The 20,031-nt window shown below is 71.4% G+C and carries 19 protein-coding genes; 15 read left to right on the forward strand and 4 right to left on the reverse strand.

All coding sequences use genetic code 11. The features are described 5' to 3' along the window. The first annotated feature begins 28 nt into the window (after positions 1-28). Positions 29-1,231, forward strand: a complete 1,203-nt coding sequence (locus NOO62_RS22575; RefSeq protein WP_268772712.1) for a sensor histidine kinase — start codon at positions 29-31, stop codon at positions 1,229-1,231. 61 nt (positions 1,232-1,292) lie between these two features. Next, positions 1,293-1,964 carry a response regulator transcription factor gene (locus NOO62_RS22580; RefSeq protein WP_268772713.1) on the forward strand — a complete coding sequence of 224 codons (672 nt, stop codon included), beginning with the start codon at positions 1,293-1,295 and terminating at the stop codon, positions 1,962-1,964. 23 nt (positions 1,965-1,987) lie between these two features. On the opposite strand, the gene NOO62_RS22585 is transcribed toward NOO62_RS22580, so the two are convergent. Then, positions 1,988-3,094 carry a DUF5937 family protein gene (locus tag NOO62_RS22585; RefSeq protein WP_268772714.1) on the reverse strand — a complete coding sequence of 369 codons (1,107 nt, stop codon included), beginning with the start codon at positions 3,092-3,094 and terminating at the stop codon, positions 1,988-1,990. Positions 3,095-3,344: 250 nt separating this feature from the next. Here NOO62_RS22585 and NOO62_RS22590 point away from each other — a divergent pair, with 250 nt between their 5' ends. Beyond that, positions 3,345-3,572, forward strand: a complete 228-nt coding sequence (locus tag NOO62_RS22590; protein WP_150170608.1) for a hypothetical protein — start codon at positions 3,345-3,347, stop codon at positions 3,570-3,572. Here NOO62_RS22590 and NOO62_RS22595 read toward each other — a convergent pair. Beyond that, on the reverse strand, positions 3,529-4,707 hold the full coding sequence (locus NOO62_RS22595) for a threonine aldolase family protein (protein ID WP_268772715.1): 1,179 nt from the start codon (positions 4,705-4,707) through the stop codon (positions 3,529-3,531). The two genes, NOO62_RS22590 and NOO62_RS22595, sit on opposite strands and share 44 nt — an antisense overlap. A 147-nt stretch (positions 4,708-4,854) precedes the next feature. Here NOO62_RS22595 and NOO62_RS22600 point away from each other — a divergent pair, with 147 nt between their 5' ends. From NOO62_RS22600 to NOO62_RS22650, 11 genes are all read left to right on the forward strand, one after another. Beyond that, positions 4,855-5,802 (forward strand): Rossmann-like and DUF2520 domain-containing protein, encoded by a 948-nt coding sequence (locus tag NOO62_RS22600; protein ID WP_268772716.1) that lies wholly within the window; start codon positions 4,855-4,857, stop codon positions 5,800-5,802. Continuing rightward, complete coding sequence (gene panC, locus NOO62_RS22605; RefSeq protein WP_268772717.1) at positions 5,799-6,809, forward strand: pantoate--beta-alanine ligase; 1,011 nt, start codon at positions 5,799-5,801, stop codon at positions 6,807-6,809. The genes NOO62_RS22600 and panC overlap by 4 nt, the downstream gene beginning before the upstream one ends. After that, the gene (locus NOO62_RS22610; protein WP_268772718.1) at positions 6,806-8,521 is read left to right on the forward strand and encodes an L-aspartate oxidase; all 1,716 of its coding nucleotides are present in this window, start codon (positions 6,806-6,808) and stop codon (positions 8,519-8,521) included. Before panC ends, NOO62_RS22610 begins: the two co-directional genes overlap by 4 nt. A 2-nt stretch (positions 8,522-8,523) precedes the next feature. Beyond that, positions 8,524-9,522 carry a carboxylating nicotinate-nucleotide diphosphorylase gene (nadC, locus tag NOO62_RS22615; protein ID WP_268772719.1) on the forward strand — a complete coding sequence of 333 codons (999 nt, stop codon included), beginning with the start codon at positions 8,524-8,526 and terminating at the stop codon, positions 9,520-9,522. Beyond that, a complete protein-coding gene (locus tag NOO62_RS22620; protein WP_150217079.1) occupies positions 9,522-10,328 on the forward strand; it encodes a type III pantothenate kinase in 807 nt (268 codons plus the stop codon). The genes nadC and NOO62_RS22620 overlap by 1 nt, the downstream gene beginning before the upstream one ends. 105 nt (positions 10,329-10,433) lie before the next feature. After that, positions 10,434-10,643, forward strand: coding sequence for a hypothetical protein (locus tag NOO62_RS22625; protein WP_268772720.1), 210 nt, complete (start codon positions 10,434-10,436; stop codon positions 10,641-10,643). 377 nt (positions 10,644-11,020) lie between these two features. Next, positions 11,021-11,785 (forward strand): hypothetical protein, encoded by a 765-nt coding sequence (locus NOO62_RS22630; protein ID WP_268772721.1) that lies wholly within the window; start codon positions 11,021-11,023, stop codon positions 11,783-11,785. A gap of 14 nt (positions 11,786-11,799) precedes the next feature. Next, positions 11,800-11,979 (forward strand): hypothetical protein, encoded by a 180-nt coding sequence (locus tag NOO62_RS22635; protein WP_150170627.1) that lies wholly within the window; start codon positions 11,800-11,802, stop codon positions 11,977-11,979. Between the two features lie 234 nt (positions 11,980-12,213). Continuing rightward, entirely contained in the window at positions 12,214-12,648 is a 435-nt protein-coding gene (locus tag NOO62_RS22640) for a BlaI/MecI/CopY family transcriptional regulator (RefSeq protein WP_414930867.1), read from the forward strand. Positions 12,649-12,658: 10 nt separating this feature from the next. Continuing rightward, a complete protein-coding gene (locus NOO62_RS22645) occupies positions 12,659-13,210 on the forward strand; it encodes an amino-acid N-acetyltransferase (RefSeq protein ID WP_268772723.1) in 552 nt (183 codons plus the stop codon). Positions 13,211-13,442: 232 nt separating this feature from the next. Further along, a complete protein-coding gene (locus NOO62_RS22650) occupies positions 13,443-13,781 on the forward strand; it encodes a histone-like nucleoid-structuring protein Lsr2 (protein WP_268772724.1) in 339 nt (112 codons plus the stop codon). Here NOO62_RS22650 and NOO62_RS22655 read toward each other — a convergent pair. Next, entirely contained in the window at positions 13,760-14,350 is a 591-nt protein-coding gene (locus NOO62_RS22655) for an SCO3374 family protein (RefSeq protein ID WP_268772725.1), read from the reverse strand. The two genes, NOO62_RS22650 and NOO62_RS22655, sit on opposite strands and share 22 nt — an antisense overlap. Positions 14,351-14,791: 441 nt before the next feature. Between NOO62_RS22655 and NOO62_RS22660 the strand changes: the two genes are divergently transcribed. Beyond that, the gene (locus NOO62_RS22660) at positions 14,792-17,320 is read left to right on the forward strand and encodes an ATP-dependent Clp protease ATP-binding subunit (protein WP_268772726.1); all 2,529 of its coding nucleotides are present in this window, start codon (positions 14,792-14,794) and stop codon (positions 17,318-17,320) included. Positions 17,321-17,449: 129 nt separating this feature from the next. Here the strand turns inward: NOO62_RS22660 and NOO62_RS22665 are convergent, their stop codons facing one another. Continuing rightward, positions 17,450-20,026, reverse strand: coding sequence for an NACHT domain-containing protein (locus tag NOO62_RS22665; RefSeq protein ID WP_268772727.1), 2,577 nt, complete (start codon positions 20,024-20,026; stop codon positions 17,450-17,452). Between the last annotated feature and the right edge of the window lie 5 nt (positions 20,027-20,031).

A 20,031-nucleotide genomic window follows, 5' to 3' on the forward strand; every position in this document is an offset into this window, starting at 1 on the left:
CGCCGATGGCCTGCCTACGCTGGGTTACGTGCAGCGCCTCTATGACTTCCTCCGCAGACACCCGACCTGGGTCGACGGCTTCTGGGCCTTCGTCCTCCTCGGGATCTCCGGGATCGGTCTGGTGGCCATGGCCGAGGGGGGCGGACGCGAGCCGCGGATGCTCTCGATCCCCGTCGCCATCGGGCTCTCCCTGGTGGTGACGCTGCGCCGACGCGCCACCGAGAAGATGCTGGTGCTCGCCGCGGTCATCGGTTTCCTGCAGCTCGTCTTCGACGTGGAGACGATGCCCTCGAACTTCGCGATGCTGGTGATCGTCTACACCGCGGCGGCCGACGGAACGCGCTGGGCCTCGCGCTTCGCGCTGATCGGCGGCCTGTGCGCGGCCCCGCTGGCGATGATGCGCTGGCCCACGGAGAACACCAGCACCTTCGGGCTCGTCTTCTTCACGATGTTCCAGATCGTGCCCTTCGTGCTCGCCTGGGTCCTCGGCGACTCCATCCGCACCCGCCGCGCCTACTTCGCGCAGCTGGAGGAGCGCGCCGACCGCCTGGAGCGGGAGCGCGAGGCGCAGTCGAAGGTGGCGGTGGCGGCCGAGCGGGCCCGGATCGCCCGCGAGCTGCACGACGTCGTGGCCCACAACGTCTCGGTGATGGTGGTCCAGGCCGACGGCGCCGCGTACGTCCTCGACGCCGCGCCCGACCAGGCCAGGAAGGCCCTGGAGACCATCTCGGGCACCGGCCGCCAGGCCCTCGCCGAGATGCGCAGGCTGCTCGGTGTGCTGCGCACCGGGGAGCCCGAGGAGAGCGGCGAGTACGTTCCGCAGCCCGACGTCGAGCAGCTCGACGAACTCATCGAGCAGGTCCGCACCGCAGGCCTGCCCGTCGACTACAAGGTCGAGGGCACCCCGCGCCCCCTGCCCAGCGGCGTGGAGCTCACCGCGTACCGCATCGTGCAGGAGGCCCTCACCAACACCCGCAAGCACGGCGGCGAGAACGCCGGGGCGAGCGTGCGCCTGGTGTACTTCGACGACGGCCTGGGGTTGCTGGTCGAGGACGACGGCAAGGGCGCACCGCACGAGCTGTACGAGGACGGCGGGGCCGACGGCAGCGGGCACGGCCTGATCGGCATGCGCGAGCGGGTCGGCATGGTCGGCGGCACGCTCGACGCGGGGCCGCGTCCCGGCGGCGGCTTCCGGATCAGTGCGCTGCTGCCGCTCAAGCCCGCACACTGATCACACCACCTGACAGTCTTATGTGAGCCGACAGCCCTCAGCCCTTTGGAAGGACCCCTTGATGTCGATCCGCGTGATGCTCGTCGACGACCAGGTGCTGCTGCGCACCGGGTTCCGGATGGTGCTCGCCGCCCAGCCGGACATGGACGTGGTCGCGGAGGCGGGCGACGGCGTGGAGGCCCTGGAGGTGCTGCGCGGGACCGAGGTCGACGTGGTGCTGATGGACGTCCGCATGCCGAAGCTGGACGGCGTGGAGACGACCCGGCGCATCTGCCAGGACGCGAACCCGCCGAAGGTGCTGATCCTGACCACGTTCGACCTCGACGAGTACGCCTTCTCGGGGCTGAAGGCCGGGGCGTCCGGCTTCATGCTCAAGGACGTGCCCCCGGGGGAGCTGCTCGCCGCGATCCGCTCCGTGCACAGCGGCGACGCGGTGGTCGCGCCGTCGACCACGCGACGGCTCCTCGACCGCTTCGCGCCGATGCTGCCGAACGCCGGGGGACAGCCGCAGCACAAGCACCTGGAGCGCCTCACCGACCGCGAGCGCGAGGTCATGATCCTGGTCGCCCAGGGTCTGTCGAACGGCGAGATCGCCGCCCGGCTCGTCCTGTCGGAGGCGACCGTGAAGACGCACGTCGGACGCATCCTGACCAAGCTGGACCTGCGGGACCGGGTGCAGGTGGTGGTCCTCGCGTACGAGACGGGACTCGTGCGGGCCGGAGGCAACTCCTAGGGCATACGGCTCGCCGGGGGGGGCTAGCGCAGTACGCCCTCGATGAAGTCGCTGCCCAGGCGGGACACGACGCTGATGTCCAGCTGGTGCTGGACATAGCGCCCCCGACGGCGCGTGGTGATCAGATCCGCCTTCTTCAGGACGCCGAGGTGCCGGGATATCTCCGGCGCCGTCATGCCGTGCGCGTCGGCCAGCTCGCTCGTGGTGTACGCCCCGCGTGCGAGGTGGCGGCACAGGCGCATCCGCACCGGGTGGGCGAGCGCGGACATGCGGCGGGTCAGCTGCTCCACGGTGGGCGGGGCGGTGAGCCCGGGGGAGCTGATCGGGTATGTGATCGACGCCTGCCAGCCCCTCCGGTGCAGCACCCACAGGTGCGGCCAGCCGAGGCTGGTCGGGACGATCGTCAGGCCTCCGGAGCCGGCGGTGGTCCGGCCGTCGCTCATCTTGTCCACGGTGATGACCTGACCACTCTCGTCCAGGGACACCGCTCCGGAGATGGCCTTCAGGGCCTCCGCGAGCCCCTTGCGCCGCAGCAGCTCGGTCTTGTGCCGGGCGTCCGCGGCCAGTTGGTGGTGCACGCGGGCCCAGGTGTCCGCGAAGAAGGCCTCGTCGCAGTCCTCCATGAGCGTGCGGAACCACGCCCGGACGACCGGCGGGTCCTCGAGCAGCCGCTTGGTGAAGCGCACCTGGTGCGGGCCGCGCGCGGCGGCCAGGTCCAGTGCGCGCCGCTGCACGGCGGGGTCGGACAGGAGCTTGCGGTCCGGCTCCGCGTACGTCGACTGGCAGGTGAACTCCAGGGCCGCGTCCACGAACTGTTCGTCGGTCAGCTTGTCCAGCTGGTCGAGCTCCTCGGCGAGCGTGGCCCCCGGCAGCGCGTTCTGCCCGGGAAGTCCCGCGAAGGGCGCGAACACGTCCGAGAACGTCGTGCGCCACAGGAAGTCGGCCTCGCAGAGGCGGTCCGCGAGGCAGGGGTCCAGGCGCGTGGACACGGCCGTCACCCAGCCCTGCAGCCCCGGGTGGTGGCCCGGCTCCGACAGGGCGTGCAGCGACATGCCGAGTTCGGACAGGGGCGAGGGCACGACGTGGATCCGCTCCTTGGCCAGCCCGCTGATGTCGATGCTCACGCTCATGGCCCCATGGTGCACCTCGCCACTGACAGCGCGGCCGCCGATTGACGAGCGCCGTCAATCGGCGCGACGCGGACGGTGCGGCGGGCGCAGGCTTGTGGTCATCGGGAGGCACGGCAGCGCCGCCGTGGCCGACATCCCCCGCCCCACATCACCCCACCCCGCCTCACCCGTCACGGTCGACGACCGAGCCGAGGCACGAACCGGCCCATCGATGTCCGTTAAGTACTATTTATACCGAGAGGTATCCGTCATGAGCGTCACCCAGCAGTTCCTCCTCGACTCCTACCGCGCCGCGCAGCACGGCGGACCGACGCCGCCCGCGCCCGGACAGCACGACTGGCAGGCGGTCCGCGAAGTCCGCGACTACGGCCGCTTCCGCGCGGTCCTCGCGGAACGCCCCGCGCGCGGCAGGGTCCGCGCCGCCCTGGCCCGCCTCACGCGGGGATCCGTCGTACGAACTCCGCGACCGCTTCCCTGACGTCATGGGCCGTCCACTTGAGGCCTTCCTCGGTCACGGTGACCTCCGTGACCGACAGGCCGGGCGGCCCGTCCGGGAACCAGCGCCCGAACAGCAGCGTGCCGGTCTCCTCGGCCTGCCCGAGGCACGCCTCGTCCAGTACGTCGGGGGCGTACGGCAGCCACACCTGGAACTGGTGGGTGTGCGGGCGCTCCGGGTGTACGCGCGACCAGGGCACCCCCGCGGCCGCGAACCCCTCGTGCAGGGCGTCGGCGACCACGCGCGCGTGGGCGACGTACTCCGGCAGCCGGGGCAGCGTGTGCTTCAGGCCCAGGAGCGCCGAGACCGCGACGGGGAACTGCTGGAACAGCTGCCCTCCGTAGCGGTGGCGCCACACCCTCGCCTCCTCGACGAGGGTGCGCGGACCGGCCAGCGCGGCGCCGCTCAGCCCTTCCAGGGACTTGTAGAACGACACGTACACGGAGTCGGCGAGACCGGCGATCTCCGCGAGACCGCGTCCGAAGTGCGGTGTGCACTCCCAGAGCCGGGCGCCGTCGAAGTGCACGACCGCGTCCCTCTCGCGCGCCGCCGACACGACCTCTTCCAGCTCCTCCCACTCCGGCAGGACGAAACCGGCGTCCCGGAGCGGCAGTTCGAGCATCAGCGTCCCGAAGGGCTCCTCGAAGTCCCGTACTTCGTCCGCCGTCGGCAGCCGCGGCTCACCCGTCGGATGCACCGTCCGCAATCCGCTGACCACGGAGAACGCGGACCCTTCATGCACTTCGGGATGCGCCTTCGGATGCAGCGCCACGGTCGCGTTCCCCGTACGGCCCGCCCAGCAGCGCAGCGCGACCTGCTGCGCCATCGTGCCGGTCGGGAAGAACGCGGCGTCCTCCTTGCCGAGCAGCCGTGCGACCTCGCCCTCCAGGGAGGCCACGACGGCGTTGCCGTAGATGTCGGTGGGGTCCTCCGCGCCGACCACCTCGGGAGCCGCGGCGGCCAGTGCCGACAGGCGCTCGGTGAGGGGGATGTTCAGGACGGAACGGTGCAGGGTCCGGACGGCGCCCACGGCGGCGGCGCGGCGGCGGGCCGCCTGGATCTCGTCCGCGTCATTCCGCGGCTCCGGTTGCTCTTCTACCGCGCTTTCAGAGGGCATCCTCCGAGCATGACCCGTTCATCGCGCACCGGTCATATGAATAACCACAGGCTGTGGACAGCGGAAGACGCGGCGCCAACCGATCGCGTTAACATGACGAGAAATCGTCCGGTACCCCGAGCGGACTGGAACGGAAGGCGCCGCCGCGTGAACGCATCGCATCAGCCAGACCCGCGGGACCGCCCCGCGAGGCTCACCGTGGGAGTCGTGGGAGCGGGCCGGGTGGGACCCGCGCTCGCCGCGTCGTTGCAGCTCGCGGGGCACCGTCCGGTGGCCGCGTCCGGCGTGTCCGACACGTCGGTGCGACGGGCCGCCGCCCTGCTCCCCGACGTCCCCCTCGTCCCGCCCGCCGAGGTGCTCGAACGCGCCGACCTGGTCCTCCTGACAGTCCCCGACGACGCGCTTCCCGGCCTCGTCGAGGGCCTCGCCGAGACCGGCGCCGTGCGCCCCGGCCAACTCCTCGTCCACACCTCCGGGCGGTACGGCACGCAGGTCCTCGAACCCGCCCTGCGCGCCGGAGCCCTGCCGCTCGCGCTGCACCCCGCCATGACCTTCACCGGCACCGCCGTCGACGTGCAGCGCCTCGCGGGCTGCTCCTTCGGAGTGACCGCCCCCGAGGAGCTGCGGCTCGCCGCCGAGGCCCTGGTCATCGAGATGGGCGGCGAGCCCGAGTGGATCGCCGAAGAGAACCGCCCGCTGTACCACGCGGCCCTCGCCCTGGGCGCGAACCACCTGGTCACGCTGGTCGCCGAGTCCATGGACCTGCTGCGCGACGCGGGCGTCTCGGCCCCCGACCGCATGCTCGGCCCGCTGCTCGGCGCCGCCCTGGACAACGCGCTCCGCTCGGGCGACGCGGCGCTCACGGGCCCCGTGGCGCGCGGGGACGCGGGCACCGTCGCCGCGCACGTCGCCGAGTTGCGCAAGCACGCCCCGCAGACCGTCGCGGGCTACCTCGCGATGGCCCGCGCCACCGCCGACCGCGCCCTCGCCCACGGCCTGCTCAAGCCCGAACTCGCCGAGGACCTCCTCGGCGTGCTCGCCAACGGAGCCAACGGCACCCCCGGCACCGGCGGAGCCGAAGGGGGAGTCCGATGAGCACGAGCACCACGCTCCTGCACACCGCCGAGTCGCTCCGCACGCGCGCGCGTGCGGGCCGCCGCGCCGTCGTCATGACCATGGGCGCCCTGCACGACGGACACGCCTCCCTCGTCCGCGCCGCCCGCCGCGTCGCAGGACCCGAGGGCGAGGTCGTCGTCACGGTCTTCGTGAACCCGCTCCAGTTCGGCGCGGGCGAGGACCTCGACCGCTACCCGCGCACCCTCGAAGCCGACATCAAGATCGCCGAAGAGGCCGGTGCGGACGTCGTGTTCGCCCCTGCCGTGGACGAGGTCTACCCGGGCGGCGAACCGCAGGTCCGCGTCGGCGCGGGCCCCATGGGCACCGTCTTCGAAGGCGCCACCCGCCCCGGGCACTTCGACGGCATGCTCACCGTCGTCGCCAAGCTGCTGCACCTCACCGCGCCGGACGTGGCCCTCTTCGGGCAGAAGGACGCCCAGCAGCTCGCCCTGATCCGCCGCATGGTCCGCGACCTCAACTTCCCCGTGGAGATCGTCGGCGTCCCCACCGTCCGCGAGGACGACGGCCTGGCCCTCTCCAGCCGCAACCGCTATCTCGCCCCGGCAGAGCGGCGCACCGCCCTCGCCCTCTCCCAGGCCCTCTTCGCGGGCCGCGACCGGCACGCCGCCCAGGAGGCGCTGCGCGCACGGGCCGCCAGTGCCCCCGCCTCACGCGCGCGTGCCGTCGCCCTGAGCGAGATCGGCGAGTCCCGCGCGGCGGCCGACGCACACGCCGTGGCGGAGTCCGCGGAGCCCTCCGCGACCGGTGGACCCGCCGCCGTCGTCGCCGCGGCCCGCCTCGTCCTCGACGACGCCGCCCGCCTGGTCCCCCCGCTGGAGCTGGACTACGTGACGTTGGTGGACCCCGCCGACTTCACCGAGGTCGGCCCCGGCCACCGCGGCGAGGCCGTCCTCGCCGTGGCCGCCCGGGTCGGCTCGACGCGCCTCATCGACAACATCCCGCTGACGTTCGGAGCCCCCGCATGAGTGCCACCGGCATACGGCTGCATGCGCCCGCCCCCGGCTGGTCCCTCGACGCCGACATCGTCGTCGTCGGCTCCGGAGTGGCCGGACTGACCTCCGCCCTGCGCTGCGCGGCCGCGGGACTCAGCACGGTCGTGGTGACCAAGGCCCGCCTGGACGCGGGCTCCACCCGCTGGGCGCAGGGCGGCGTCGCCGCGGCCCTCGGCGAGGGCGACACCCCCGAACAGCACCTGGACGACACGCTCGTGGCGGGCGTGGGGCTCTGTGACGAGGAGGCCGTGCGCACCCTCGTCACCGAGGGCCCCGGTGCCGTACGCCGCCTCATCGAGACCGGCGCCCACTTCGACAAGGACTCCGCAGGCGCCATCGAGCTGGCCCGCGAGGGCGGCCACCACCGGCGCCGCATCGCGCACGCGGGCGGCGACGCGACCGGCGCGGAGATCTCCCGCGCCCTCGTCGAGGCGGTCCGCGCCCGCGGCATCCCGACGGTCGAGAACGCGCTGGTCCTCGACCTCCTCACCGACGCCGACGGCCACACCGCCGGTGTCTCCCTGCACGTCATGGGGGAGGGCCAGCACGACGGCGTGGGCGCCGTCCACGCCCCCGCGGTGGTCCTCGCCACCGGCGGCATGGGCCAGGTCTTCTCCGCGACCACGAACCCGTCCGTCTCCACGGGCGACGGCGTCGCGCTCGCCCTGCGCGCGGGCGCCGAGGTCTCCGATCTCGAATTCGTGCAGTTCCACCCGACGGTGCTCTTCCTCGGCACCGACGCCGAGGGCCAGCAGCCGCTGGTCTCCGAGGCCGTCCGGGGCGAGGGCGCGCACCTCGTGGACGCCGACGGCGTGCGCTTCATGGTCGGACAGCACGAGCTGGCCGAGCTGGCGCCCCGCGACATCGTCGCCAAGGGCATCACGCGCCGCATGCAGGAGAAGGGCGCCGACCACATGTTCCTGGACGCCCGGCACTTCGGCGCCGACATGTGGGAGAACCGCTTCCCGACGATCCTCGCCGCCTGCCGGGCGCACGGCATCGACCCGGTCACCGAGCCCATCCCCATCGCCCCCGCCGCGCACTACGCCTCCGGGGGCGTCCGCACCGACCCGCACGGCCGCACCACCGTCCCGGGGCTCTACGCCTGCGGGGAGGTCGCCTGCACCGGCGTGCACGGCGCCAACCGCCTCGCCTCCAACTCCCTGCTCGAAGGCCTGGTCTACGCCGAGCGCATCGCCGACGACATCGTGGCCCGCCACGCGGAAAACACCCTCCACGCGCGCGTGCCTGCCCCCGTCACCCCCTCGGAGACCCCGACGCATCCCCTCCTCCCGGCCGAGGCCCGTTTCGCCATCCAGCGCGTCATGACCGAAGGCGCCGGAGTCCTCCGCTCCGCCTCGTCCCTCACCGAGGCCGCCGCGCGGCTGGCCCGCATCCACGCCGAGGCCGCCGGCGCGCTCGCCGAACACGGCAAGACGGCCGAGCCCGGCGTCGACTCCTGGGAGACCACCAACCTCCTGTGCGTCGCCCGCGTCCTGGTGGCCGCCGCCCAGCGCCGCGAGGAGACCCGCGGCTGCCACTGGCGCGAGGACCACGCGGACCGCGACGACGCGGCCTGGCGGCGCCACATCGTCGTACGCCTCAATCCGGACAGGACCCTGGCGGCGCACACCACCGAGACCCACGACTTCCCTCCGACCCGTCCCAGTCCCCAGGAGCAGTGACCGTGAGCACCCCCGACGACCTCCCCCTCGCCGACCCCTCAGCCGCAGGCGGTGGCTGCGGCGACGCCTGCGGCTGCGGCGGGGACGACTCCTACGACCCGATGGAGTGCGGCCTCGACCCCGCGCTCGTACAGCTCCTGGCCGAGGCAGGACTCGATCCCGTGCAGATCGAGGACATCGCGCACATGGCCATCGAGGAGGACCTGGCAGGCGGAGTGGACGTCACCACGGCCGCCACCATCCCCGAGGACGCCGTCGCCACCGCCGACTTCGCGGCGCGCGAGGCGGGCACCGTCGCGGGTCTCCGCGTCGCCGAAGCCATCATCTCCGTGGTGTGCGAGGAGGAGTTCGAGGTCGAGCGGCACGTCGAGGACGGCGACCGCGTCGCGGCCGGTGACGTCCTCCTGAGCGTCACGACCCGCACCCGCGACCTGCTCACCGCCGAGCGCAGCGCGCTGAACATCCTGTGCCGCCTCTCCGGCATCGCGACCGCCACGCGCGCGTGGGCGGACGTTCTGGACGGCACGAAGGCGAAGGTCCGCGACACCCGCAAGACGACGCCGGGCTACCGCGCGCTGGAGAAGTACGCGGTGCGCATGGGAGGCGGCGTCAACCACCGCATGTCGCTCGCCGACGCGGCACTGGTCAAGGACAACCACGTGGTGGCGGCGGGCGGCGTCGCACAGGCCTTCAAGGCCGTGCGCGAGCAGTTCCCGGGCCTGGCCGTCGAGGTCGAGGTCGACACGCTCCACCAGCTGCGCGAGGTCGTCGACGCGGGCGCCGACCTGATCCTCCTGGACAACTTCACGCCCGGCGAGACGGCGGAGGCCGTCGCCCTCGTCGACGGCCGCGCGTTCCTGGAGTCCTCGGGCCGCCTCACCCTGGGGAACGCCAGGGCGTACGCCGAGACGGGCGTCGACTACCTCGCGGTGGGCGCCCTCACCCACTCGTCCCCGATCCTCGACATCGGACTCGACCTGCGAGAAGCGGTGCGCGACTGATGCTGCTGACCATCGACGTAGGCAACACCCACACCGTCCTCGGCCTCTTCGACGGCGAGGACATCGTCGAGCACTGGCGCATCTCCACGGACGCGCGCCGCACCGCCGACGAGCTCGCCGTGCTCCTGCACGGCCTGATGGGCATGCACCCGCTGCTCGGCGACGAGCTCGGCGACGGCATCGACGGCATCGCCATCTGCTCGACCGTCCCCTCGGTCCTGCACGAGCTGCGCGAGGTCACCCGGCGCTACTACGGGGACGTCCCCGCCGTCCTCGTCGAGCCCGGCATCAAGACCGGCGTCCCGATCCTCATGGACAACCCCAAGGAGGTCGGCGCCGACCGCATCATCAACGCGGTGGCGGCGGTCGAGCTCTACGGGGGCCCGGCGATCGTCGTCGACTTCGGCACCGCCACGACCTTCGACGCGGTGTCCGCGCGCGGGGAGTACGCGGGCGGGGTCATCGCCCCCGGCATCGAGATCTCCGTGGAGGCTCTCGGTGTACGAGGAGCTCAGCTCCGGAAGATCGAACTGGCCCGGCCGCGCAGCGTCATCGGCAAGAACACGGTGGAGGCCATGCAGGCGGGCATCCTGTACGGCTTCGCCGGGCAGGTCGACGGGGTCGTGAACCGGATGGCCCGCGAACTGGCGGGCGCGGGCGGGGACCCCGACGACGTCACGGTCATCGCGACGGGCGGTCTCGCGCCGATGGTCCTCGGCGAGGCGTCGGTCATCGACGAGCACGAACCGTGGCTGACGCTGATCGGGCTTCGGCTCGTCTACGAGCGGAACGTTGCCCGGAGCTGACTGATTGCCGCCGATTCGCGACCGGCCTGTGTGCACTCCGCGTCCGCTTCTGCAAGAGTCTGCGCAGGACGGGGACTTGAGCGGGTGTGGGGCGGGCTGGGGCGGATGAGGCACAAGAGACGACTGTGGGTGGGCGTTCTGGCGCTGGGGGCGGTGCTCGTCGGCTCCGCGCCGGCGGCGTACGCGGCTTCGCCCTCCTCGTCCCCCCTTGCGGGGGCCGGGGCGGGGATCCTCCCCTGGCTCGCCGTCGCGGCGGTCGCCGCGCTCGGCATCGGCGCGGTGGCCTACGCCCTGGCCCGCCGCCGCGCGGACTGACTTACGGGGGCGGGCGGGCGTTGCTTCCCCTGCGACGTCCTGCGCGGGTAGGGGCGCCGAGCCCGCCGCTTCGCGGCGGATGCTCCCCACCCGCCCGCCCGTTTGCCCCGCGACGTCCAGCGGGAGTAGGGGCAGCGGCGGCGGTCCCACCGGGCCGCGGCCGCGAGCGCGCCGGAGGGGACGTGGGGGTATGTGCGCACGGAGCACCGAGCACACCTCCACGGCCGGGAATGTCGGGCGCGGCGCAGGGATAGCGAGTACGTACATACCCCCGCGGCCCCGCCCCCAGAAACGGACCGACGGCGCCCCCCGCCCAAGGCGACCCGCCAGAAGTGGCGTTAAGAGGATTTTGTCCGGTTGGCGCGTATCGTCAGCCCATGCCCACGCCATACGGATCCCGGGGCGGCATGGCCTTCAGTGCGGAGGAGCTGCGTGTGCTCCGTCGTGCCCTGGGCCTCGCCCTGCACCCCAGCCCCGTCCGCGACGAGGACGTCCAGGACTGCCTCCGGCTCGCCGAATCGGTCGACGAAGCCGTGCGCGAGGGCGCCAGGCTGCGCGCCTTCCTGGTGGCCGACCTCGCCCGCTACCGTGCCGCCCTGCCCGGCACCGCCACCGGCTACCTCGCACTCCTCGACGACGTCCTGAGCGGCGGCTACCAGCCGACCGCCGACGACCTCGCCGCCCTGCGCGCCCTGCGCGGCAACCCCACCGCGGCCACCCTGCTCGACCGCTGCCGCGTCATCGCCGAGCGAGCCGTACGCGCCCGTCTCGCGGGCCGGGCCGTCCCCGCCGCCCTCAACGCCACACCCCTCCCCATCCCCCTCCCCATCCCGGCCTCCCGCACCCGCCTCCTGGCCCTCCCCGGAGGCCTGGACACCGGGGGCGCTGCGAGTACTGGGAGTACCGGGAGTGCCGGGAGTACCGGGAGTACCGGGCAGGTCGTGTGTGCCGCGCCCAACCCCCGGCAATCCTCCGAGCGCCCCGCCACCACCCCGCCCCGCCCCGTCCCCACCCCCGCCGAGGTGTTCCCGCCCAAGCGGCGGCCCGAGACGCCCGCAGCCCCCACCGCGCCCGCGGAGCCCACCGCGCCCTCCGCGCCCGCCACACCCGCGGACCCGCCGCACCAGCTCGTCGCGGGCTAGCTACTCTGGAGGGCATGGACTACGTTTCCGCGCTCGTGCCCCCCGTAGTGATGGCCGTGTTCTTCACGGGGCTCATCGTGACGATCGTGAAGACCCAGGGCGGCGCCAACAAGGCCAAGGAAGACGCGGCCGTCGACGCCGCGATCTCCCGCGCCGAAGCCGTCCGGCAGACGCCGAAGACCGGCAGCGCCTGACCGGTAGCAGCACCCCGGCACCCACAGCACCCCCAGCACTCCCAGCACTCCCAGTGCCCCCCACCCGGGGCCCCGGCGTACGACTCACGCGCGTTTCGAGTCGTACGCCCTTTTTGTTGCAGAAGTTGTCGAAAATGGGGGTACGCCACGTCCCTCACGCATCACGCCAATAGTGACGTCTCCCACTATTGTTCTGCTGTGCCTCGTCCATTGGGAGAACTCGAAGACTCAGTCATGACGCGGGTGTGGAAGTGGAACCGCCCCGTGACCGTTCGAGAAGTCCTGGAAGACCTTCAGGAGGAACGGTCCATCGCGTACACCACCGTGATGACCGTTTTGGACAATCTCCATCAGAAGGGCTGGGTGCGCCGCGAAGCGGAAGGCCGCGCCTATCGATATGAGGCGGTCTCCACTCGTGCCGCCTACGCAGCCGCACTGATGAACGAAGCCTGGTCGCAGAGCGACAACCCCGCCGCCGCACTCGTCGCCTTCTTCGGCATGATGTCGGCGGAACAGCGGGAAGCGCTGAGCGACGCGATGCGTATCGTCCAAGGCCCCGAAGTCGCGCAACGCTCCGAAGTCGTCCAGCGCCCCGAAGTCACCCACTCCCCCGAAGTCACCCAACCCCCCGAGAACCCCGCCTCCGTCGAGCGCGGCGCAGAGCGATAGCGTCCGCTTCATGCCAGCAGAGGTCCCCGAACGCAACGAAGTCAGCGAACTCAGCTCAAAAGCAGTCTCCGTCCGGAGGGCGCGAACCTCCGATGTGCCGGGCGTCCGCCGGCTCCTCGACTCCTACGTCCGCGAGCGCATCCTCCTGGACAAAGCGACGGTGACGCTTTACGAGGACATCCAGGAGTTCTGGGTGGCGGAACGCGACGACAACGCGGAGTTGGTCGGCTGCGGCGCTCTGCACGTCATGTGGGAAGACCTCGCCGAAGTGCGCACACTGGCCGTGAATCCCGAGGTCAGGGGTGCCGGAGTGGGGCATCAGCTGTTGGGCAAGTTGCTGCGGACCGCCGGTTGGCTCGGCGTCCGCAAGGTTTTCTGTCTCACCTTCGAAGTCGACTTCTTCGCGAAGCACGGCTTCGTGGAGATCGGCGAGACTCCGGTCGACGGAGATGTCTACAGCGAGCTCCTGCGTTCCTATGACGAGGGCGTCGCCGAGTTCCTCGGCCTCGAACGAGTGAAACCGAACACCTTGGGCAACAGCCGGATGCTTCTGCATCTGTGATCGTCAGGCGGTATTCCTGATCGTCCCCTGCCCGGGTGGGCTATGTCCGAAACGCGCACGTTTCCAGGGTTCTAGGGGTCCCCGGTCTCTCCCAGGGGTTTGTGTTTTTCCAGCAAAAGCGGTTTGCTTTCCGACGTACTGCAGTACTGCATATAACAGGGGCCGGTGAATCGACGGCGCGTGTCGTGCGGCTTGCGGCCCGGTCTCACAGTTATCGATGAAAGGAAATCCGGTGGCACAGAAGGTTCAGGTCCTTCTTGTCGATGACCTCGACGGTGGCGAGGCAGACGAGACCGTGACGTTTGCGCTGGACGGCAAGTCCTACGAGATCGACCTCACCACGGCCAACGCGGACAAGCTCCGTGGCGCCCTTGAGGACTTCGTCAAGGCCGGCCGGCGTACCGGTGGCCGTGGTTCGGGCGGTCGCGGCAAGGCGCGCGCCGCCGCGACGGGCGGTGGCCAGGACACGGCGGCCATCCGCGCCTGGGCGAAGGAGAACGGTTTCGAGGTCAACGACCGCGGCCGCGTTCCCGCGTCCATTCGCGAGGCCTACGAGAAGGCCAACGGCTGACGGCTGCGACGCCGCAGCCGGACCCGGTGGCATTGCGTCGCCGCCGTGTCCACCAGTCGTACGAGACCGGAGCCCACGGCGGGATCGCTGTGCTGCGTGGTCCCTCCCTTCCCCATGCCGGGCAGGGACGGGAGCGCGGGCAGCGTCGGCTCCACCTCACAGCCGGGCTCCGGGGGTCGCAGCCAGACGGCGGCCCCCCGCGAGCCGGTCCATCCCGGGGGCGTCGGCGCGATGATCCGCCCGCCCGCCCCGACCGCGGTGAGGCCGAGGGGGATGTGTCCCCACTCCAGCCAGTCGAGCAGCCCCGGCAGCTCGTCCGCGCTTCCCGCGCTCACCAGGAGGCGCATCGTTTCCCCGCGCAGTGCCACCGGAGCCTTCGGCCCGAGGTGGCGCAGCGCCGCGAAACCGGCCTCCGCGGGAAGTTCCAGGACGTCGAAGCGCAGCCCCGTCAGGAGCCGCGCGGGACCTGGCTCGGGGGCGGTCGCCCAGCCGAGCTCGTTCTCGTACCACTGCCGCACCGGGTCGCTCTGCTCGACCGGTACCCGGGGCTGAGGAACTGTGGGGGCCATGCCGGGGCAACAGTCGCAACGGCGCACGGGTTACGCAGGGTGGCCGAATGGACGCGCTGCGTGTCCGGAAAGTGGGCGTGAGGACGTGTTCGGCGACGCAAGGCTGTTCGCCCGTAGCTGAGGGAACCGGGGCGCGCCGCATGGAGTGTCAGTCCTTACGGGTAAGACATCCCTAGTGGGGAGGGGCGACACGCGCTTCCGGGCGCCACACGTTCGCCATCGGCGTAGTGCTGGTGGGGGTAACTGCCTGGCCTGCGGGAACATCGTCTCGCACCATCGGGTTGGAGCAGTTGTCGGCGTTCGGGGTCAGGAGATCCTCCGAGTTGGGGTCCGGGTGTCGGCAGTTGGAATGAGCGGTCCCCGCTTGCGGGACTAAGCTGCGGAAGGACAGGGAGGGGACCGACCCCTTTACTGCCTGACCGCTCTGAGGAGCGATTAACGATGTTCGAGAGGTTCACCGACCGCGCGCGGCGGGTTGTCGTCCTGGCTCAGGAAGAAGCCCGGATGCTCAACCACAACTACATCGGCACCGAGCACATCCTCCTGGGCTTGATCCACGAGGGCGAGGGTGTCGCCGCTAAGGCCCTGGAGAGCCTCGGGATTTCGCTCGAGGCGGTCCGCCAGCAGGTGGAGGAGATCATCGGGCAGGGCCAGCAGGCTCCGTCCGGGCACATTCCCTTCACCCCCCGTGCCAAGAAGGTCCTGGAGCTCTCGCTCCGCGAGGCCCTTCAGCTGGGCCACAACTACATCGGCACGGAGCACATCCTGCTCGGCCTGATCCGCGAGGGCGAGGGCGTCGCCGCCCAGGTCCTGGTCAAGCTGGGCGCCGATCTCAACCGGGTGCGGCAGCAGGTCATCCAGCTGCTCTCCGGTTACCAGGGCAAGGAGACCGCCACCGCGGGCGGTCCTGCCGAGGGCACGCCCTCCACGTCCCTGGTCCTCGACCAGTTCGGCCGGAACCTCACCCAGGCCGCTCGTGAGTCCAAGCTCGACCCGGTCATCGGGCGCGAGAAGGAGATCGAGCGGGTCATGCAGGTGCTGTCCCGTCGTACGAAGAACAACCCGGTCCTGATCGGTGAGCCCGGCGTCGGCAAGACCGCCGTCGTCGAGGGTCTCGCCCAGGCCATCGTCAAGGGCGAGGTGCCCGAGACCCTCAAGGACAAGCACCTCTACACCCTGGACCTCGGCGCGCTGGTCGCAGGATCCCGCTACCGCGGTGACTTCGAGGAGCGCCTGAAGAAGGTCCTCAAGGAGATCCGTACCCGCGGCGACATCATCCTGTTCATCGACGAGCTCCACACCCTGGTGGGTGCGGGCGCCGCCGAGGGCGCGATCGACGCCGCGAGCATCCTCAAGCCGATGCTGGCCCGCGGTGAGCTGCAGACCATCGGTGCGACGACGCTCGACGAGTACCGCAAGCACCTGGAGAAGGACGCGGCCCTCGAGCGCCGCTTCCAGCCCATCCAGGTCGCGGAGCCGTCGCTGCCGCACACCATCGAGATCCTCAAGGGCCTCCGCGACCGGTACGAGGCGCACCACCGCGTCTCCATCACGGACGAGGCCCTGGTGCAGGCCGCCACGCTGGCCGACCGGTACATCTCGGACCGCTTCCTGCCGGACAAGGCGATCGACCTGATCGACGAGGCCGGTTCCCGGATGCGCATCCGCCGGATGACCGCGCCGCCGGACCTCCGCGAGTTCGACGAGAAGATCGCGGGCGTCCGCCGCGACAAGGAGTCCGCGATCGACTCGCAGGACTTCGAGAAGGCCGCCTCTCTCCGCGACAAGGAGAAGCAGCTCCTGGCCGCCAAGGCCAAGCGGGAGAAGGAGTGGAAGGCCGGCGACATGGACGTCGTCGCCGAGGTCGACGGCGAGCTGATCGCCGAGGTCCTGGCCACGGCGACCGGTATTCCGGTCTTCAAGCTCACGGAGGAGGAGTCCTCCCGCCTGCTGCGCATGGAGGACGAGCTCCACAAGCGCGTCATCGGCCAGAAGGACGCCGTCAAGGCACTCTCGAAGGCGATCCGGCGTACGCGAGCGGGTCTGAAGGACCCGAAGCGTCCCGGTGGCTCGTTCATCTTCGCCGGTCCGTCCGGTGTCGGTAAGACCGAGCTGTCCAAGGCGCTCGCCGAGTTCCTCTTCGGCGACGAGGACGCGCTGATCTCCCTCGACATGTCGGAGTTCAGCGAGAAGCACACGGTCTCGCGTCTCTTCGGTTCGCCCCCCGGCTACGTGGGGTACGAAGAGGGCGGCCAGCTGACCGAGAAGGTCCGCCGCAAGCCGTTCTCCGTCGTCCTCTTCGACGAGGTCGAGAAGGCCCACCCGGACATCTTCAACTCGCTCCTGCAGATCCTGGAGGACGGTCGCCTGACCGACTCCCAGGGCCGCGTCGTGGACTTCAAGAACACGGTCATCATCATGACGACCAACCTTGGAACCCGTGACATCTCGAAGGGCTTCAACCTGGGCTTCGCGGCCCAGGGCGACACGAAGTCCAACTACGAGCGGATGAAGAACAAGGTCAGCGACGAGCTGAAGCAGCACTTCCGTCCGGAGTTCCTGAACCGCGTGGACGACGTCGTCGTCTTCCCGCAGCTCACCCAGGGCGACATCCTGCAGATCGTCGACCTGATGATCACCAAGGTGGACGAGCGCCTCAAGGACCGGGACATGGGCATCGAGCTCTCCCAGCCCGCGAAGGAGCTGCTCGCGAAGAAGGGCTACGACCCGGTGCTCGGCGCGCGTCCGCTGCGGCGCACGATCCAGCGCGAGGTCGAGGACACCCTCTCCGAGAAGATCCTCTTCGGCGAGCTGCGCCCCGGCCACATCGTGGTCGTCGACGTGGAGGGCGAGGGCGAGACCGCCACGTTCACCTTCCGCGGCGAGGAGAAGGCGGCACTGCCCGACGTGCCGCCGATCGAGTCGGCCGCCGGTGGCGGCGCGGGCCCGAACCTGAGCAAGGACGCGTGACGCCCACGCAGGGCTGAACGCTCGAAGGGGCTGCCCCGGACCGTTTCGTACGGTCCGGGGCAGCCCCTTTTCCGTATGCCTCTTTTCCGTATGCGACTTTTTCGTACACGACTTTTTCGTGTGCGACGGTCACGCGGTGATCGTCACGCCCTCCGGTACGTTCCGAACGCGCGGCAGGCGCGGGTTGACGCGCAGGACGTGCAGGCCGGGGAAGCGGGCCAGCCACGACATGTCCGGGTCGGGCAGCTCCGCGTTGATCCACAGGTGGGTGAGCCGCTCGGGGACGAGGCCCGAGAGGAGTTCGTCGGTGCGCATGACGCCCGCCACTTGAATCCGGGGCCGCCCGCCGAGACCGCGCAGGGCGGCCAGCTCCGCCGCGTCGGACACGGGGAAGTACAGGCCCGCCGGGTCGAGGTGGGCGATGATCTCGCGCGCGTACCGCTCGGTGTCGAAGTGCCGCCAGGGGCGGGCCAGCTCGGTGCGGATGGCGAGGGAGGAGCGGCCGCGCAGCCGGGCCAGGTAGTCGATCGCGGCGTCCTCCTGGACGCGGGTCGCCGTGATGGCCAGGAGCAGCGCCTGCTGGTCGCCGGGCACCTGCTCGGGGTCCGGTAGCTGCTCCAGGACGATGGGTCCGACCCAGCCGAGGCTGCGGGCACCCTGTTCCGTCGTGGGCCGCAGCAGGTTCTTCGTGCGCCGGTGGACGAGTTCCTGGACGGCCGGGTCGAGCTCGCTGACGTGTTCCAGGCAGGCCGCGGCCATCAGGCGCCGGTGGTTGACGTGCGGCCTGCGCAGACCCGGGGCGGCGGCGAGCAGACGTTCCAGGAAGGCGGCGCACTCGTCAGGGCGGGCGTGGGCGGCGGACATGCGGATGACCTCCTCCCACTCCGGCTGGTGGGCGTGATCGACGAGGGTGTTGAGGCGGCCGCGGGCCACGATCTCCTTGGCGGCCAGATAGTCCTGGAACGTGCGGTGGATGAAGTCGACGGAGACGCCCGCCTGCTCGCGCAGCAGCCCGGTGCGGTGCAGCAGATGCCGGAAGATCTTCTCGCCGTCGCCCGCGGCACGGGCCGAGGGAATGGCGGGCAGGGCACCGTTCAGGACGTCGATGACGCGGGGGCGCGGCAGCTCCGAGAGACCCTCGTCGAGCATGGCGTGGGCGAGCTTGCGCAGAAGCAGCTCGCGGGCACCCTGCTGGAGCCGTACGTCATCGGCGTACAGCACGTCCCTTTCGGGGTCACGGCGCTGGAGCAGCATCTCCAGGGCGGCGTCGTAGAGCTCCTTGCGGCCCTTGGGCAGGGAACCGGAGCGGTCCCGGTTGAGAGCGCATATGAGGCCGCACATCAGCGGGTTGGTGGCGAGGCGGCGCAGCTCGCGGTAGATCCGTACGGAGTGCAGCAGGCGCTGCTCGTACTCCTTGAGGGCGTCCCGGTCCCGCTGCTCCCCGCACTGCTCGTCGCCCATCGCGGCGGTGTGCCAGTCGCGGATGAAGTGGGTGACCTGGTCGCGGGACATGGGGGCGAGCGACAGCTCGGTGAACCCTTCCTCGGCGAGGCGCTCCTGCGAGAGCCAGCCGTCCTCGACGGCGGAGGGCCGCGAGGTGACCAGGCAGGCGGTGCCGGAGAAGATGCGCAGGAGCCGGCGGAGCCGGTCGCGCAGGGCGCCGCGGCTCTCCTCGGGCGCCTCGTCGATCCCGTCGACCAGGAGCAGGGCACGGCCCGCGAGGAGGGTCCGTACGACCCATCCTTCGGGCGCCCGGTCGGCCAACGGGTGGCGGATGGCGTGCAGGAAGTCATCGGGCGCGGGAAAGCCTTCCCTGGCGAAGCGGCGTACGGGAAGGACGAACGGCACGCGGGTGCCGTTCCGGGCCGTGTCCACGGCCAGCCACTGCACGAGCGTCGTCTTCCCGGAGCCCGCGACACCGCGCAGCAGCACGCGCTCGTGCCCTTCCAGGGCGCGGTCGGCGAGGAGCACGGTGCGCTGGTGCCCGCCGGGGGCGGAGGCGGGTCCGTCGCTGCTCTCCTCCGCCTGGAGGCTGAGGTAGGTGTCCTCCAGGGGCCACCGATCGGGAGCGTTGGCGAGGTCGACGCCCACGATGGTCAGCCAGCCGTGCTGCCGTACGACTTCTTGCGCGTACGCGACTTCGAACTCGGCGTCTTCGCGGGATGGTTCGTTCCGTCGGGCGGCGGCCGCCACCTCGGCGTCGTTGAGGTCGACGAGCTGACGGACGCGGCTGGCGCGCTCGGGCATGTGGCGCTGGATGTACGGGGAGCGGCGCACGAAGTGGTGCAGCACGTGCAGACAGACGGCGACGAGCAGCTCGTCGTGGAACCAGGCGGCGTCGGGGCTCAGCCCGCGGTCCGCGCCCTGCACGGCGCCGCGCAGCCGCCGCGCATAGTCCTGCGGGCCGAGGCGCACGGCGTCGGCGTCGGTGAGGTCGAGTTCGCCGATGGCGAGGAGGGTGCGGGTCAGTACGTCGGCGACGGCGGGGAGCTCGCCGGTGGGCGCGCTGTGCCGCTCCGCGGCGAGCTGGATGAAGTCGGCGGCGGTGCGGTGGACGTGGTCCGGGTCGGCGGGGGCGTCGGGGCCGCGCCAGGTGGTGAGGGCGGCGATCAGGTCGGGGGTGGTGGGGGGTCGGGAGGGGGCGCGGAAGAACCGTTGTACGAGGGGCATGGTGCGGGCCGAGGGGGTGCGTACTACGGGCTCCATGGGCA

The organism is Streptomyces sp. Je 1-369 (genome assembly GCF_026810505.1).
Taxonomy (GTDB): Bacteria; Actinomycetota; Actinomycetes; order Streptomycetales; family Streptomycetaceae; genus Streptomyces.